This window comes from Kitasatospora sp. NPDC048662 (assembly GCF_055587065.1).
Genome location: NZ_JBVJHA010000002.1, coordinates 292,870 through 309,011, shown reverse-complemented (window position 1 = coordinate 309,011; position 16,142 = coordinate 292,870). Strand labels below are relative to the sequence as shown.

Annotated in this window: 15 protein-coding genes; all 15 read left to right on the top strand. The window is 70.9% G+C overall.

What is annotated here, in order from left to right:
- Positions 1–319: 319 nt before the first annotated feature.
- Entirely contained in the window at positions 320–2,440 is a 2,121-nt protein-coding gene (gene rho, locus ACZ6R9_RS07335) for a transcription termination factor Rho (protein ID WP_465537039.1), read from the top strand.
- Positions 2,441–2,583: 143 nt separating this feature from the next.
- A complete protein-coding gene (locus ACZ6R9_RS07330; RefSeq protein WP_380482229.1) occupies positions 2,584–3,696 on the top strand; it encodes an LCP family protein in 1,113 nt (370 codons plus the stop codon).
- Between the two features lie 125 nt (positions 3,697–3,821).
- The gene (gene rpmE / locus ACZ6R9_RS07325; protein ID WP_380482227.1) at positions 3,822–4,046 is read left to right on the top strand and encodes a 50S ribosomal protein L31; all 225 of its coding nucleotides are present in this window, start codon (positions 3,822–3,824) and stop codon (positions 4,044–4,046) included.
- Positions 4,047–4,168: 122 nt separating this feature from the next.
- Positions 4,169–5,245: a peptide chain release factor 1 gene (prfA, locus tag ACZ6R9_RS07320; RefSeq protein ID WP_380482225.1), complete on the top strand. Its 1,077-nt coding sequence runs from the start codon at positions 4,169–4,171 to the stop codon at positions 5,243–5,245.
- 22 nt (positions 5,246–5,267) lie between these two features.
- Positions 5,268–6,134 (top strand): peptide chain release factor N(5)-glutamine methyltransferase, encoded by an 867-nt coding sequence (prmC, locus tag ACZ6R9_RS07315; RefSeq protein ID WP_380482223.1) that lies wholly within the window; start codon positions 5,268–5,270, stop codon positions 6,132–6,134.
- A 386-nt stretch (positions 6,135–6,520) separates the two neighbouring features.
- Positions 6,521–7,168, top strand: a complete 648-nt coding sequence (locus ACZ6R9_RS07310) for an L-threonylcarbamoyladenylate synthase (protein WP_387637294.1) — start codon at positions 6,521–6,523, stop codon at positions 7,166–7,168.
- Positions 7,169–7,200: 32 nt separating this feature from the next.
- Positions 7,201–7,836 (top strand): arsenate reductase/protein-tyrosine-phosphatase family protein, encoded by a 636-nt coding sequence (locus tag ACZ6R9_RS07305; RefSeq protein WP_380482345.1) that lies wholly within the window; start codon positions 7,201–7,203, stop codon positions 7,834–7,836.
- Between the two features lie 206 nt (positions 7,837–8,042).
- A complete protein-coding gene (locus tag ACZ6R9_RS07300; RefSeq protein WP_465537036.1) occupies positions 8,043–9,305 on the top strand; it encodes a serine hydroxymethyltransferase in 1,263 nt (420 codons plus the stop codon).
- Between the two features lie 150 nt (positions 9,306–9,455).
- Positions 9,456–10,880: an undecaprenyl/decaprenyl-phosphate alpha-N-acetylglucosaminyl 1-phosphate transferase gene (locus ACZ6R9_RS07295; protein ID WP_380482217.1), complete on the top strand. Its 1,425-nt coding sequence runs from the start codon at positions 9,456–9,458 to the stop codon at positions 10,878–10,880.
- Positions 10,881–11,159: 279 nt separating this feature from the next.
- On the top strand, positions 11,160–11,582 hold the full coding sequence (locus ACZ6R9_RS07290; RefSeq protein WP_380482216.1) for a hypothetical protein: 423 nt from the start codon (positions 11,160–11,162) through the stop codon (positions 11,580–11,582).
- Between the two features lie 279 nt (positions 11,583–11,861).
- Positions 11,862–12,674, top strand: coding sequence for a F0F1 ATP synthase subunit A (atpB, locus tag ACZ6R9_RS07285; protein ID WP_369880280.1), 813 nt, complete (start codon positions 11,862–11,864; stop codon positions 12,672–12,674).
- Between the two features lie 80 nt (positions 12,675–12,754).
- A complete protein-coding gene (gene atpE / locus ACZ6R9_RS07280) occupies positions 12,755–12,982 on the top strand; it encodes an ATP synthase F0 subunit C (protein WP_043916032.1) in 228 nt (75 codons plus the stop codon).
- Positions 12,983–13,023: 41 nt separating this feature from the next.
- Positions 13,024–13,581, top strand: a complete 558-nt coding sequence (locus ACZ6R9_RS07275) for a F0F1 ATP synthase subunit B (RefSeq protein ID WP_035866145.1) — start codon at positions 13,024–13,026, stop codon at positions 13,579–13,581.
- Positions 13,578–14,393: a F0F1 ATP synthase subunit delta gene (locus ACZ6R9_RS07270; RefSeq protein WP_380482213.1), complete on the top strand. Its 816-nt coding sequence runs from the start codon at positions 13,578–13,580 to the stop codon at positions 14,391–14,393. Before ACZ6R9_RS07275 ends, ACZ6R9_RS07270 begins: the two co-directional genes overlap by 4 nt.
- Before the next feature lie 154 nt (positions 14,394–14,547).
- Entirely contained in the window at positions 14,548–16,122 is a 1,575-nt protein-coding gene (gene atpA / locus ACZ6R9_RS07265) for a F0F1 ATP synthase subunit alpha (RefSeq protein ID WP_380482212.1), read from the top strand.
- Positions 16,123–16,142 lie beyond the last annotated feature (20 nt).

Here is a 16,142-nt window from a genome sequence, read left to right as displayed (position 1 = left end):
CTGCCTGCGCGACTGCGGCCCATCCCGAGGCCGTGACGGCACCAGACTCCCACCCGCAGCCTCTGCACTGAGGCCTGGCCGGGCGGGGCCCGAACTGCCGCCGCGCGACGGGGGCCCGGGCATCAACAGGCGCAGCGAGGTCGGTACCGGCCGTCCGCGCCACCTTCGCACCACAGTGCACCGCACTTCGCAGCTCCCCGGAAGGACCAGCCTTCCGCGGGAATCCAGCCCCTGACCAGCACATAGAGATGCTGGGCAGGACAGCACAACCGGTCGCCGTGCCAGACAGGCCGACGTCCGCTCCAGGGAAGGACCCTTAGTGAGCGACACCACCGATCTGATGGGCGCGCGCCCGGATGCCGAGGCGTCGGACGCTGCCGCCGCCCCTGCGGCTCCGGCGCGACGCCGTCGTACCGCTGCCGCCGGCCTGGACGGCCTGGTCCTGGCCGAGCTCCAGAAGCTCGCCTCGACCCTCGGGATCAGCGGTACCGGACGGATGCGCAAGAGCCAGCTGATCGAGGCCATCAAGGAGAAGAGCGGCGGAGACCCGCTGCTCGCGGGCGGCTCCGCCCCCGCCGCTCCGGCCGCCAAGAAGGCCGCCAAGTCGGCTGCTCCCGCCGCCGAGGCCGCTCCGGCCGCCGCCGAGGAGCAGGGTGAATCAGCGGCCCCGCCGCGGGCAACCCGCCGCGCCCGCACCGCCGCCGCCACCGAGCCGCAGCCGCAGGCGCAGATCGAGATCCCGGTGCAGGCCGCCGCCGACACCGCGGCCGCCACCACCCGGACCGAGCGTCCGCGCCGCCGCGCCACCGCGGCCGCCGGTGCGCCGACCGCCGAGGCCACCGCCACCACCACCGAGCAGGCTCAGCCGGCCGCCGACGCCAAGGCCGAGGGCCAGCGCCAGGCCGCCGAGGGCGAGGGCCGTTCCGAGCGCCGCGAGCGCCGGGACCGCCGCGACCGCCGCGAGGGCGGCGAGCGCACCGAGCGCAGCACCGAGGCCGCCACGGCCGAGGGCGACAACGAGGTCCGCGAGTCCCGCCGGGACCGCCGCAACCGCCGCGAGCGCGACCGCGCCGACCGGCAGCAGGGCGGCGGCCAGCAGCAGGACGGCGGCCAGTCCCGCCAGCAGACCCAGCAGCAGGGCCAGGGCCAGCAGCAGGGCGGCGGCGCCCAGCAGCAGGGCGGCTACGAGGACGACGAGTTCGGCGACGGCCGCCGCGGCCGCCGCGGCCGCTACCGTGACCGCCGGGGCCGTCGCCGCGACGGCTTCGAGGGCGCGGGCGGCCCCGAGGTCCCGCTGAGCGAGGACGACGTCCTGATCCCGGTCGCGGGCATCCTGGACATCCTCGACAACTACGCGTTCGTCCGGACCTCCGGCTACCTGCCCGGCCAGAACGACGTCTACGTCTCGCTGGCCCAGGTCCGCAAGCACGGCCTGCGCAAGGGCGACGCCATCACCGGCGCCGTCCGGCAACCGAAGGACGGCGAGCGCCGCGAGAAGTTCAACGCGCTGGTGCGCCTGGACTCCGTCAACGGCATGGACCCGGACAGCGGCCGCGGCCGCCCCGAGTTCGGCAAGCTGACCCCGCTGTACCCGCAGGAGCGGCTGCGCCTGGAGACCGACCCGGGTGTGCTGACCACCCGGATCATCGACCTGGTGTCGCCGATCGGCAAGGGCCAGCGCGGTCTGATCGTGGCCCCGCCGAAGACCGGTAAGACCATGATCATGCAGGCGATCGCCAACGCGATCACCCACAACAACCCCGAGTGCCACCTGATGGTCGTCCTGGTCGACGAGCGTCCGGAAGAGGTCACCGACATGCAGCGGTCGGTGAAGGGCGAGGTCATCTCCTCGACCTTCGACCGCCCGGCCGAGGACCACACCACCGTCGCCGAGCTCGCCATCGAGCGCGCCAAGCGCCTGGTGGAGCTGGGCCACGACGTGGTGATCCTGCTGGACTCCATCACCCGCCTGGGCCGCGCCTACAACCTGGCCGCGCCCGCCTCCGGCCGCATCCTGTCCGGCGGTGTCGACTCGACCGCGCTGTACCCGCCGAAGAAGTTCTTCGGTGCCGCGCGCAACATCGAGAACGGCGGCTCGCTGACCATCCTGGCCACCGCGCTGGTCGAGACCGGCTCGCGGATGGACGAGGTGATCTTCGAGGAGTTCAAGGGCACCGGCAACATGGAGCTCAAGCTCGACCGGAAGCTCTCCGACAAGCGCATCTTCCCCTCCGTCGACGTGGACGCCTCCGGCACCCGCAAGGAGGAGATCCTGCTCGGCCACGAGGAGCTCTCCATCGTCTGGAAGCTCCGCCGGGTGCTGCACGCCCTTGACTCGCAGCAGGCGATCGAGCTGCTGCTGGACAAGATGAAGCAGACCAAGACGAACGCCGAGTTCCTGATGCAGATCGCCAAGAACACCCCGGGTTCCGGCGACTGACCTGGTCACGCCCTGTTGAGACCCCGTACCGCTCCGCGCGGTGCGGGGTCTCGGGCTTTTCTCATGCGGCGTTCAGAACCGGCTCGCCCTACCGGTGCGTCACTTATGCTCGAAAGGTCGCACTACGGGCGAAATGAGGCGATATGGCCGAGCACCGGAAGGGCCGCACCGCGCGTCGCCGCGGGCTGCGGATCACGCTGTTCGCGCTGGCCGCCGTGGTGCTGGTGGTGGTGGGGCTCGGCGGGCTCGCCTACTGGAAGCTGAACTCGAACCTGCGCAGCGTCGACATCTCCGGGCAACTGGGCAGCGCCCGCCCGCCCGCCTCCACCGACGGCTCGTTCAACCTGCTGGTGCTCGGCTCCGACTCGCGCTCCGGCGCCAACGGCAGCCTGGCCGGCGGCGACACCGGGGACACCGCCCGCTCGGACACCGCCATGGTGGTGCACGTCAACCAGTCGCACACCGCCGCCTCGGTGGTCTCCATACCGCGCGACACCCTGGTCGCCCGGCCCGCCTGCACCGGCCTCGACGGCAAGCCCGTGCCGGCGGTCCGCAGCGCGATGTACAACTCGGCGTTCGAGGTCGGCGGCCCGGTCTGCGCGGTGAAGACCACCGAGCAGCTCACCGGGATGCGGATGGACCACTTCGTCGAGGTGGACTTCGCCGGCTTCGCCTCGCTGATCGACGCGATCGGCGGCGTGGACGTCACCACCACCGTGCCGATAGACGACCAGGACAGCGGACTGCACCTGGCGGCCGGCAGCCACCACCTGGGCGGGCAGCAGGCCTTGGCGTTCGTCCGCACCCGGCACGGGGTCGGCGACGGCAGCGACCTGGGGCGGATCGAGCTCCAGAAGGAGATGGTGAGGGCCATGCTCGGCCGGATCGACACGCTGGGCCTGGCCGCCGACCCGGTGGCGGCGTGGAGCCTCGGCGACAAACTGACCCGGGCGCTCACCACCGACTCCGAACTGGCCTCGGTGAGTTCCCTGGTGGGGCTGGCGCAGACCCTGAAGCAGATCGGCCCGGACCAGCTCACCATGGTCACGCTGCCCGTGGGGTACGCCCCCAGCGACCCGAACCGGGTGCTCCCGAAGGAACCGGACGCCCAGCAGCTGTGGGCGGCGATGCGGGCCGACCGGCCGGTGCCGCAGCCGGTGGTCTCCGAGCAGCCGAGCAACCCGGCGGAGAGCTCCCCGTCCGCCACGGCGTCGATACACCCGGGCGCGGCGGCCGTGCCCGGGGGCGCGGAATAGCTCGCGCCGCCTCCCGGTTTGGGAAGAAGCGGGCAGTGCTGGCACACTGGTCCGTCGGTCCCGGTTCACGTGCGGATATCCACATCCGCCGACCCGGTGCCCTCCCGATCAGCTAGGAGAATCCGTTGAAGTCCAACGTTCACCCGGAGTACGTGGTCACCAAGGTGACCTGCACCTGTGGCAACGAGTTCACCACTCGCTCGACCGAGACCAGCGGTGAGATCCGCGCCGAGGTCTGCTCGAACTGCCACCCGTTCTACACCGGCAAGCAGAAGATTCTGGACACCGGTGGCCGCGTGGCCCGCTTCGAGGCCCGCTTCGGCAAGAAGCTCTCCGGCAACAAGGCCTAGCGCTTCCGCGGCGCCGGTCTCGGGCGTCCTCGTGTACTTCACGGGGGCGTTCGGGCCGGCGCCGTTCGCGTCTCTCCCCTCACCACCCCCCTGTTCGGCACTCACGGAAGTAGGACCACCCGATGTTCGAGGCAGTCGAAGAGCTCCTCGTCGAGCACGCCGACCTCGAAAAGAGGCTGGCCGATCCGTCCGTGCACGCCGACCAGGCGAACGCGCGCAAGCTGGCCAAGCGGTACGCCGAGCTGACCCCGATCACCCGGACCTACCTGGCCTGGAAGCAGGCCGGCGAGGACATCGTCGCCGCGCGCGAACTCGCCGCCGAGGACTCGGACTTCATCGCCGAGGCGAAGGCGTCCGAAGCCCACCAGGCGGAGCTCACCGAGGAGTTGCGGCTGCTGCTGGTGCCCCGCGACCCGAGCGACGACAAGGACGTCATCCTGGAGGTCAAGGCGGGCGAGGGCGGCGAGGAGTCCGCGCTGTTCGCCGGCGACCTGCTGCGGATGTACCTGCGGTACGCGGAGCGGGTCGGCTGGAAGACCGAGATCATCGACGCCAACGAGTCCGACCTCGGCGGCTACAAGGACGTCTCGGTGGCGGTGAAGACCAAGGGGAACGCGGAGCCCGGCCAGGGCGTCTGGGCGCAGCTGAAGTACGAGGGCGGCGTGCACCGGGTGCAGCGGGTGCCCGCGACCGAGTCGCAGGGCCGCATCCACACCTCCGCCGCGGGCGTGCTGGTCACCCCGGAGGCCGAGGAGGTCGAGGTGGAGATCCACGCCAACGACCTGCGGATCGACGTCTACCGTTCCTCCGGCCCGGGTGGGCAGTCGGTCAACACCACCGACTCCGCGGTCCGGATCACCCACCTGCCGACCGGTATCGTCGCGTCCTGCCAGAACGAGAAGAGCCAGCTGCAGAACAAGGAGCAGGCGATGCGCATCCTGCGTTCGCGGCTGCTGGCCGCCGCGCAGGAGGAGGCCGAGCGGGAGGCGTCCGACGCCCGCCGCAGCCAGGTCCGCACGGTCGACCGCTCCGAACGGATCCGGACGTACAACTTCCCGGAGAACCGCATCTCCGACCACCGCACCGGCTTCAAGTCGTACAACCTGGACCAGGTGCTGGACGGCGACCTGAACGCGGTGATCCAGTCCTGTGTGGACGCCGACGCCGCGGCCAAGCTGGCCGCCGCGCAGGAGAACTGAGCCTAGCTAAGGGGCCCGTGGGATGAACCTGCTGCTCGCCGAGGTGGCCCAGGCCACCCAGCGCCTGGCCGCGGCCGGCGTGCCCTCGCCGCGCTTCGACGCGGAGGAGCTGGCCGCGCACATCCACGGCGTGAAGCGCAGCCAGCTGCACACCGTGCCGGACGGGGACTTCGACGCCCGTTACTGGGAGGCGATCTCCCGGCGCGAGCAGCGCGAGCCGCTGCAGCACATCACCGGGCGGGCGTTCTTCCGCTACCTCGAACTGGAGGTCGGCCCCGGGGTGTTCGTGCCCCGGCCGGAGACCGAGTCGGTGGTCGAGTGGGCGATAGAGGCGGTCCGCGCGATGGACGTCGCCGAGCCGCTGGTGGTCGACCTGTGCACCGGTTCCGGGGCGATCGCGCTGGCGCTCGCCCAGGAGCTGCCGCGCTCCACGGTGCACGCGTTCGAACTCGACGAGGGCGCGATCGCCTACACCCGACGCAACATCGAGGCCAGCCCCGACCGGGCCCGGGTCCACCTGCACCAGGGCGACGCCACCAAGGCGTTCGCCGACGACCGGGCCTGGGACGGCCGGTTCGACCTGGTGATCAGCAACCCGCCGTACATTCCGCTCACCGAGTGGGAGTACGTCGCCCCCGAGGCCCGCGACCACGACCCCCAGATGTCGCTGTTCTCCGGCGAGGACGGCCTGGACACCATCCGCGGCATCGAGCGGGTCGCCGCCCGGCTGCTGCGGCCCGGCGGCGCGGTGGTGATCGAACACGCGGACACCCAGGGCGGGCAGGTCCCGTGGATCTTCCGCGAGGAGGGCGGTTGGACGGACGCGGCGGACCACCGGGACCTGAACAACCGGCCCCGCTTCACAACGGCCCGAAGGGCTTCGTTGTGAACATCGGGCACAGCACAACGGCCCGAAGGGCTTCGTTGTGAACCTCAGGCGCGGTACGACGGCCCGGAGGGCTTCGTCGTGAGGACACGGGCGCGGTACGACGGCCCGGAGGGCTTCGTCGTGAGGACGCGGGCGCGGTGCGACGGCCCGGAGGGGTCTGTCGTGAGGACGCGGGCGCGGTGCGACGGCCCGGAGGGGTCTGTCGTGAGCACCGGATGCGGCTCGACGGCCCGAGCGGGCTGCGTTGTGAAGGCGCGGGCGCGGCTGGACGGCCCGAGCGGGCTGCGCACGGGCTCAGCTCGACGGTCCGGAGGGCGCTGTCGCTCGCGGCAGCGGTCGCGCTCCGCTGCGACCACCACTGATTTCACCGAAAGGGGATTGCTCCGATGAGCCGCCGATACGACTGCTCCGACGCCCAGGACCGCGCCAGCGGGCTGCGTGAGGCCGCCACCGCGATCCGCCGCGGGGAGTTGGTGGTGGTGCCGACCGACACGCTGTACGGGATCGCCGCGGACGCGTTCTCGCCGGAGGCGGTGGGCGCGCTGCTGGCGGCCAAGGGGCGCGGGCGGAACATGCCCTCGCCGGTGCTGGTCGGCTCGCCGACCACGCTGCACGGGCTGGTCACCGACTTCTCCGAGCAGGCCTGGGAGCTGGTGGACGCGTTCTGGCCGGGCGGCCTGACCCTGGTGGCCCGGCACCAGCCGTCGCTGCGCTGGGACTTGGGCGAGACCCGGGGCACCGTCGCGGTCCGGATGCCGCTGCACCCGGTCGCGCTGGAACTGCTGAACGCCACCGGCCCGCTCGCGGTGTCCTCCGCCAACAAGACCGGCGGCCCGTCCCCGTCCACCTGCGACGCGGCCGAGGCGCAACTCGGTGACGCGGTGTCGATCTACCTCGACGGCGGGACGGCCGATTACGCCACGGCCTCCACCATCGTCGACGTCACCGGCAAGGTGCCGGTGGTGCTGCGGGCGGGCGCGATCAGCGTCGAGCAGCTGAGGGAGGTCGCTCCGGACGTCGAGGCCGGCAGTTGACCGCCGCCCCGTTGTACGGAGCGGGGAGTGCCCTGGCGCCGTTCCCGGCGTCCGGGCCGCTCCCGCTGGACACCTTCCGGATCCTGTTCGTCTGCACCGGCAACATCTGCCGCTCCCCGATCGCCGAGCGACTGGCCCGGCTGGAGCTGGACTCCCGGCTGGGCGCCCGGGTGGGCCGCCGGATCGTGGTGGAGAGCGCCGGCACCTGGGGCCACGAGGGCGCCCCGATGGAGGCGCACGCGGCCACCGTGCTCGGTGAGTACGGCGCGGACAGCGCGGACTTCGCCGGGCGCGAGCTGCTCGACGAACACGTGATCGACGCCGATCTGGTGCTGACCGCGACCCTGGACCACCGCGCGCAGGTGATCTCGATGGGACACGCGGCGGGTCTGCGCACCTTCACGCTGAAGGAGTTCACCCGGTTGGTGCAAAGGGTCGACCCGCGGACCCTGCCCGACCCCAGGGACGGCGCGCGGCTGACCGAACGCGCCCGCGCACTGGTCCGCTCGGCCGCCGCCCTGCGCGGCTGGCTGCTGGCCGCCTCGCCGGAATCGGACGAGCTGAGGGATCCGTACGGAGCGCCGATCGGCATGTTCCGCAACTGCGGCGAGGAGATATTCGACGCGCTGGACCCGGTGGTGACCGCACTGACCGGCGTGGACCGGTGAGTTGAGCGCCCTCCACTAAAGTTTCGGTGGAGAATTTGTGAAGCCTGCGTGCGCAGGCGATGCAGGTGGCCGGGGCGCGGCCGAAAGGCCCAGTCCCGCGCGTGGGGGCGGGCCCGGCGACCGGGGCCGACCTAGGCTGGAGGAATCTCCGCCCGCACCGGCCCCCTCGCCTTCGGCTGGGGGACCCCCCACCCGGGAGCCGCACCATGACGGTCGCCGATGCCCGACAGACCCACTGGCAGGCCGCCGAGGCCCTGCGCGCGGCGGACCCGCTGACCGCCGACCTGCTGTCCGCCGAGGACGAGCGCCGGGCCGAATCCCTGCAACTGCTGGCGGGGGAGAACCTGGCCACCCCCGCGGTGCTGGCGGCGCTGACCGGGCCGCTGATCGACAAGTACGCCGAGGGCTACCCCGGCCGCCGCCACCACACCGGCTGCGCGCCCGCCGACACCGTCGAGCTGCTGGCGATCGACCGGGCCCGCCAGCTGTTCGCCGCCCCGCACGCCAACGTCCAACCCCGGTCCGCGACTTCGGCCGTGCTGGCGGCCTACGCGGCGCTGCTGCGGCCGGGCGACGCGGTGCTGGCGATGTCGCTGGAGCACGGCGGCCACCTGAGCGCCGGCTCGCGGGCCAACTTCTCCGGCCGCTGGTTCCAGTTCCACGGCTACGGGGTGCGCGAGGAGGACGGCCTGATCGACCTCGACCAGGTCCGCCGGCTGGCCCACGAGCACCGCCCCAAGGCGATCGTCGCGGGCGGCATCTCCTACCCCCGGCACCTGGACTGGGCGGCCTTCCGGGAGATCGCCGACGAGGTGGACGCCTACCTGATCGCCACCGCCGGGCAGTCCGCCGGCCTGGTCGCGGCCGGCCTCGCACCCTCCCCGGTGCCGTACGCGGACGTCACCGCGGTGGCCACCCACAAGCTGCTGCGCGGCCCGCGCGGCGGCCTGCTGCTGTGCACCGACGAACTGGCGGACCGGATCGACCGGGCGGTGTTCCCGTTCTGCCAGGGCGGGGCAGCGATGAACGAGGTGGCCGCCAAGGCGGTGGCGCTGGCCCAGGCCGCCACCCCCGAGTTCGCCGGGTACGCCCGCCGGGCCGTGGCCGGAGCGCGGGCGCTGGCCGCCGAACTGGCCGCCGCCGGGGCCGCGCCGCTCACCGGCGGCACCGACACCCACCTGGTGACCGCCGAGGTCGGCGGCCTCGGCCTGACCGGCGTGGAGGCCGAACGCCGGTGCGCCGCAGCCGGGTTGATGCTCGGGCGGTGCGCCGTCCCGTACGACCCGGCGCCGCCCACCGAGACCTCCGGGATCCGGCTGGGCACCGGGACGTGCGCCGCCCAGGGGATGGGCGAGAGCGAGCTCGGCGAGGTCGGTGAGCTGCTCGGACGGGTGCTGGCCGGGGCCGAGCCGGCCTCGGTGCGGGGCCGGGTCCGGGAGCTGGCGCGGGCCTTCGCCGGGCGCCGCTGAGCATCCGGTGGCCGTGGAGGCGAACCGCGATGCGGGGGCTGGGCGTCGGAGTCAATAAGGTGTGCACCGTGGCGACGCACCTCGAACCCCGAACCTGCGCGGGAGTACCCTGCGTACTCGTCCGTCGGACCGTGACCCTGGAGGCCAGTGGTGCGTGAGTATCTGCTGGTCCTGTTCGTCTCCGCGGCAGTGACCTACCTGCTGGTGAGCCCCGTGCGGAAGTTCGCGATCGCCGCCGGCGCCATGCCCGCGGTCCGGGCGCGTGACGTGCACCGCGAACCGACCCCGCGGCTCGGCGGCATCGCGATGTTCGGCGGCCTGCTGGCCGGCCTGCTGGCGGCGTCCCAACTCACCAACCTGGGGCGGCTGTTCGTGCAGAGCGCGGACGTGAAGGCGCTGCTGTCCGGGGCCGGGATCATGTTCGTGCTGGGCGTCCTGGACGACAAGTGGGGCGTGGACGCGCTGGTGAAGCTCGGCGGTCAGATGATCGCGGCCGGCGTGATGGTCTGGCAGGGCGTCACGGTGATCTCCATCCCGGTGCCCGGCTACGGCACCGTCACCTTCACCCCCACCCAGGGCATGCTCATCTCGGTCACGCTGGTGGTCGTGATGGTGAACGCGGTGAACTTCATCGACGGCCTGGACGGCCTGGCGGCGGGCATGGTGTGCATCGCCGCGATCGCGTTCTTCCTGTACTCGTACCGGCTCTGGCTGGGCTACGGGATCAACGACGCCGCTCCCGCCGCGCTGTTCACCGCCGTGCTGATCGGCATGTGCCTGGGCTTCCTGCCGCACAACCTGCACCCGGCGCGGATCTTCATGGGTGACTCCGGCTCGATGATGCTGGGCCTGATGCTGGCGGTCGCCGCGATCTCCATCACCGGCCGCGTCGACCCCGACCTGATCTCGGCCCGGACCGGCTCGCAGACCATCGCGGTGCACGCCCTGGTGCCGATCTACATCCCGCTGATCCTGCCGCTGACGGTGATCGCGCTTCCGCTGGCGGACCTGCTGCTGGCCGTGGTGCGCCGCACCTGGGCGGGCAAGTCGCCGTTCGCGGCGGACAAGCAGCACCTGCACCACCGGCTGCTGGAGGTCGGGCACTCGCACAGCCGGGCCGTGCTGATCATGTACTTCTGGGCCGCGCTGATCGCCTTCGGCACCGTCGCGGTCTCGATCACCAACACCGGCCGCACGGTGGTCCTCACCATGGCCGGCCTGTGCCTGGTGGGCCTCGCGGTGCTGCTGATGCCGCGCTTCAAGCCGCGCGCCCCGAAGGCCGTCCAGCCGTTCGTGCCGCCCCGCTACCGCAGCAGCGAGCGGGCCGCCGGGCAGGCTCCGGCGACGGCTGAGAAGGCTGAGAAGGCTGAGACGGTCGGGAAGGCTGAGACGGTCGGGAAGGCTGAGACGGTCGGGAAGGCCGGGAAGCTTGCGAAGGCCGGCGTCGGGGAGGCTGTTGAGGACGCTTCCGAGGCGCCCGCGATGGCCGAGCTTTCGGCCGAGGACAAGGCCCTGCTGGGGCGGATCGGAACGGGGGCGACGGCGTCCGGCCGGCGGGAGGAGCGGCAGTCCTGACGCTTCGTCAACTCCCGCTGGACCGTTCGGAGACGCCCGTTCGGCGGCACCTGTGGGCCGATGGTGTGACAGGTGCCACACGTTCATGGTAAAGCTCTCATCAAATAGTTTGTGATACCGTTCACGAGTACCGAGAACCCGCCGAAAGACCTGACATGGAGGACTTCCGTCCCTGGTCGGTCTCCCTCGACAGGCTCCGCCCTCACCGGCGGTCCGCGGCGTGGTTCTCGTCCTTGTACCTCTGCCCCTTGCCACCGACATGCCGCCGGAGCTGCCGACATGCCGTCCCACGACGCCCGGATCCTCCGTGGCGCCGCAATCCCCACTGCGGCCGCCGGAGTGATCGCCATGGCGATCTCCTTCGCCGTTGCCCAGGGGAAGGGCCTGCTCGGCGCCCTGCTGGCGACGGTGGTGGTGATCTGCTTCTTCGGTTTCGGCCAGGTCGCTCTCGACCGGCTGACCCGGAACAATCCGCAGATGCTGATGGCGGCCGCGCTGCTGGTGTACACCACGCAGATCCTGCTGATCGGCATTCTGCTGGCGGTCGCCAAGCACCTCTCGTTCTTCGACCACAAGGTCTTCGGTTTCTCCCTGCTCGGGCTCGCGATCATCTGGACGGCGTTCCAGGTGCGCGGCTGGCTGCGGGCGAAGACCTTCTACGTGGAACCCGACGGCAAGTCGAAATCCGGGCGTCAACCGTGAGCGGGGTGCACCGTCCCTCTCGCGAGGGGGGCGGTGTTTATGCCCTCCTGACGGGCTGCTATCGTCCGTCCCAACGGCGGAGTACGGGAAGCGGCCAGGTCCCTCCGGAAATCGGACGGATCGCCCCCCAGCTCCACGAAGCTTTCGAAGATCCCGCGGCGTGGATGTGCGCCGCCCGGGGTCCGCGAGAAATCCAACTAGTTCCAGTGCCGCATCGTGGCCGCAGGCCACGCCGACACACCGAGGTTGCCGTAACCATGCGTCAGAACGAAGGAGTCTGTGGTGGGTGCTGACGTCCAGCTCGCCTCCGAGGCCGGTTGCCACCTGAACTCCGGCTGCGGCTTCCCGGCCCCCGGCCTGAACGAGTTCGACTTCAAGCCGATCTTTACGGTCGGTGGCGTCGACTTCACCAAGCCGATGCTGCTGTCGATCATCTGCGCCCTCCTGGTGGTCGGCTTCTTCTGGGCCGCGTTCGCCAAGCCGAAGCTGCTTCCGGGCAAGCTCCAGCTGGTCGGCGAGATCGGGTACGACTTCGTCAAGCGGAGCATCGTGCTCGAGACGATCGGCAAAAAGGGCGAGAAGTACGTCCCGATGCTGGTCTCGATGTTCTTCTTCGTGTGGATCATGAACATCATGTCCATCATCCCGTTCGCCCAGTTCCCGGTGATGTCGCGCATCGCGTTCCCAGTCGGGCTCGCGGCGATCGTATGGATCACCTACATGACGCTGACCTTCAAGAAGCACGGCTTCGTCGGCGGTATGAAGAACCTCTGCTGGCCGTCGGGCATCCCGGGCTGGGTCATGTTCATCCTGGTGCCGATCGAGTTCTTCTCGAACATCTTCGTGCGCCCCTTCACCCTCGCGGTCCGAGCCTTCGCCAACATGTTCGCCGGTCACCTGCTGATCGTCGTCTTCTCGGTGGCCTCGTGGTACCTGCTGAGCCCCAGCATCGGCGCCCTGTACGGCTCGGTGTCCTTCGTGGTGGCCGTTGGTCTGACCGGTTTCGAGCTGCTGGTGCAGTTCCTGCAGGCGTACATCTTCGTGATGCTCGCCAGCAGCTACATCGCCGGTGCCCTGGAAGAGGCGCACTGAGCCCCGCGGCCCCGGCCGCGCCCTGAACTCCCGGTGGCCAACACCCACCGGTATCCCATCCCCGCAAAGGATTAGCTGAGATGTCCGCTCTCGCTGCTGTGTCCGGTTCCGTCGCTTCCATCGGCTACGGCCTCGCCGCGATCGGCCCCGGCATCGGCGTCGGTCTGATCTTCGGTAACGGCGTGCAGGCGATGGCCCGTCAGCCCGAGGCTGCCGGCCTGATCCGCTCCAACATGTTCATCGGCTTCGCCCTGACCGAGGCCCTCGCCCTGATCGGCATCGTCATGCCGTTCGTCTACGGCCAGTGAGCCAGGCGCACCGGTAGTCAATTCCGACGAAAGGTTCTGATATGACCCCCGAGGTTCTCCTCGCGGCTGAAGAGAAGATGAACCCTCTTCTCCCCGCGTGGCCCGAGGTCATCATCGGCCTGCTCTGCTTCTTCATCGTCTTCGGCCTTCTCGGCAAGAAGCTCCTCCCCAGCATCGAGAAGGTGCTGGAGGAGCGCCGCGACGCCATCGAGGGCGGCATGAAGCGCGCGGAGACCGCTCAGGCCGAGGCCCAGGCCCTGCTGGAGCAGTACCGCGCCGAGCTGGCCGAGGCGCGTCACGAGGCCGCTCGGATCACCGAGCACGCCCGTGAGCAGGGCGCTGTCCTGATCGCCGAGATGCGCGAGGAGGGCCAGCGTCAGCGCGAGGCCATCGTCGCCGCCGGCCACGCGCAGATCGACGCCGACAAGAAGCAGGCGACCGCCGCCCTGCGCCAGGACGTGGGCTCGCTGGCCTCCCAGCTGGCCTCCCGCATCGTCGGTGAGTCCCTGGAGGACCACGCCCGCCAGAGCGGTGTCATCGACCGCTTCCTGGACGAGCTGGAGTCCAAGGCCGCCGCTGCCCAGGGTGCGGCCAAGTGATCGGCGCGAGCCGCGAGGCCCTCGCCGCCGGTCGCGAGAACCTCGAGAGCCTGACCGACAACACTTCGGTGGACGCGGCCAAGCTCGCCGAGGAACTCGCCGCCGTCACCGTGCTGCTGGACCGTGAGGTCTCGCTGCGCCGCGTGCTGACCGACCCCTCGCGGTCCGGTCAGGACAAGGCCCAGCTGGTCACCTCGCTGCTGGCCGGTCAGGTCTCCGGCGAGACCGTCGACCTGGTCTCCGGCCTGGTCCGCTCGCGCTGGTCCGGCTCGCGCGACCTGGTCGACGCGGTCGAGCAGTTGACCGCGTACGCCGAGGTCATCGCCGCCGACAAGGCGGGCGCGCTGGACGACGTCGAGGACGAGCTGTTCCGGTTCGGCCGGGTGGTGGCGGGCTCGCACGAGCTGCGCGCCGCGCTGACCGAGCCGAAGGCCGACAAGGCCGCCAAGACGGCGCTGATCCGCAAGCTCCTCGGCGGCAAGGCCAACGCGGGCACCGTCCGCCTGGTCACCAGCCTGGTCACCGTCCCCCGGGGCCGTAGCCTGGAGGGTGGCCTGGAGACCTACTCCAAGCTCGCCGCCTCCCGGCGGGGCCGCGTGGTGGCCCTGGTCACCACCGCCGTGCCGCTGTCGGACCGCCAGAAGGAGCGGCTTGCCGCTGCGCTGGCCGGCCTGCACGGCCGTCCGGTGCACCTGAACATCGACGTGGACCCCGAGGTCCAGGGCGGTGTCCGGGTGCAGATCGGCGACGAGATCATCGACGGCACCGTCGCGAGCCGCCTCGAAGGCGCTCGCCAGGGCCTCGAAGGCTGAGCACCAGCACTATCCGACCCTCGGTCGGGCGTCGGTCCACACCAGGTGGGCCGGCAAAACGTACGGCCGGTTCACCCGACCCGGCCGAGAGTCGAGCACTTGCGGCCCTCAATGGCGGGCCGAGGATCGCAAACTAGGAGAGCAGGGAAGCCTGATGGCGGAGCTTACGATCCGTCCGGAGGAGATCCGGGACGCGCTGGCCGACTTTGTCCAGTCGTACCAGCCGGACGCCGCTTCTGTGGAAGAGGTCGGCACGGTCACTGACGCGGCGGACGGCATCGCCCATGTCGAGGGCCTGCCCTCGGTCATGGCGAACGAGCTGCTGAAGTTCGAGGACGGCACGCTCGGCCTCGCGCTGAACCTCGACACCCGCGAGATCGGTGTCGTCATCCTCGGCGAGTTCGGTGGCATCGAAGAGGGCCAGACCGTGCGCCGCACCGGCGAGGTCCTCTCGGTTCCGGTCGGCGACGGCTACCTCGGCCGTGTCGTGGACCCGCTGGGCAACCCGATCGACGGCCTGGGCGACATCGCCTCCACCGGCCGTCGTGCCCTGGAACTGCAGGCCCCCGGCGTCATGGCCCGTAAGTCGGTCAAGCAGCCGCTGCAGACCGGCATCAAGGCCATCGACGCGATGACCCCGATCGGCCGCGGCCAGCGCCAGCTGATCATTGGTGACCGCCAGACCGGCAAGACCGCCGTCGCCGTTGACACCATCATCAACCAGCGCGACAACTGGCGTTCGGGCGACCCGGAGAAGCAGGTCCGCTGCATCTACGTCGCCGTTGGCCAGAAGGGCTCCACCATCGCGTCCGTCCGCGGCGCCCTGGAGGAGGCCGGCGCGCTGGAGTACACCACCATCGTGGCTGCTCCCGCCTCCGACCCGGCCGGCTTCAAGTACCTCGCCCCGTACACCGGTTCGGCCATCGGCCAGGAGTGGATGTACGACGGCAAGCACGTCCTGATCGTCTTCGACGACCTGTCGAAGCAGGCCGAGGCCTACCGCTCCGTCTCCCTGCTGCTGCGCCGCCCGCCGGGCCGCGAGGCCTACCCGGGTGACGTCTTCTACCTGCACTCCCGCCTGCTGGAGCGCTGCGCCAAGCTGAACGACGCCCTCGGCGGCGGCTCGATGACCGGTCTGCCGATCATCGAGACCAAGGCCAACGACGTCTCGGCGTACATCCCGACCAACGTCATCTCCATCACCGACGGCCAGTGCTTCCTGGAGTCCGACCTGTTCAACGCCGGCATCCGCCCGGCCGTGAACGTCGGTATCTCGGTCTCCCGCGTCGGTGGCTCCGCCCAGATCAAGGCCATGAAGTCGGTCGCCGGCCGCCTGCGCCTGGACCTGGCCCAGTACCGTGAGCTGGAGGCGTTCGCCGCCTTCGGTTCCGACCTGGACGCGGCCTCCAAGGCCCAGCTGGAGCGCGGTGCGCGCATGGTCGAGCTGCTGAAGCAGGGCCAGTACCAGCCGTTCGCGGTCGAGGACCAGGTCGTCTCGATCTGGGCCGGCACCACCGGCAAGCTGGACGACGTTCCGGTCGCGGAGATCCGTCGCTTCGAGCGCGAGTTCCTGGACCACCTGCGTCTGGAGCACAAGGGCATCCTGACCGGCATCGCCGAGACCCAGAAGCTCGAGGACGGCACCATCGACGCGCTGACCGCGGCGATCACCTCGTTCAAGCAGGGTTACACCACGGCGGACGGCAAGCTGCTCTCCGAGCAGGCCTGAGTCCGGTAGCGAGGGAAAGG

What these genes read in the sequence shown, in the direction of transcription:
- ACZ6R9_RS07330 (WP_380482229.1), top strand. Translation starts at nt 2,584, where the DNA reads ATGGCCGAGCACCGGAAGGGCCGCACCGCGCGTCGCCGCGGGCTGCGG.
- prfA (WP_380482225.1), top strand. Translation starts at nt 4,169, where the DNA reads ATGTTCGAGGCAGTCGAAGAGCTCCTCGTCGAGCACGCCGACCTCGAA.
- prmC (WP_380482223.1), top strand. Translation starts at nt 5,268, where the DNA reads ATGAACCTGCTGCTCGCCGAGGTGGCCCAGGCCACCCAGCGCCTGGCC.
- ACZ6R9_RS07310 (WP_387637294.1), top strand. Translation starts at nt 6,521, where the DNA reads ATGAGCCGCCGATACGACTGCTCCGACGCCCAGGACCGCGCCAGCGGG.
- ACZ6R9_RS07300 (WP_465537036.1), top strand. Translation starts at nt 8,043, where the DNA reads ATGACGGTCGCCGATGCCCGACAGACCCACTGGCAGGCCGCCGAGGCC.
- ACZ6R9_RS07290 (WP_380482216.1), top strand. Translation starts at nt 11,160, where the DNA reads ATGCCGTCCCACGACGCCCGGATCCTCCGTGGCGCCGCAATCCCCACT.
- atpE (WP_043916032.1), top strand. Translation starts at nt 12,755, where the DNA reads ATGTCCGCTCTCGCTGCTGTGTCCGGTTCCGTCGCTTCCATCGGCTAC.
- ACZ6R9_RS07275 (WP_035866145.1), top strand. Translation starts at nt 13,024, where the DNA reads ATGACCCCCGAGGTTCTCCTCGCGGCTGAAGAGAAGATGAACCCTCTT.
- atpA (WP_380482212.1), top strand. Translation starts at nt 14,548, where the DNA reads ATGGCGGAGCTTACGATCCGTCCGGAGGAGATCCGGGACGCGCTGGCC.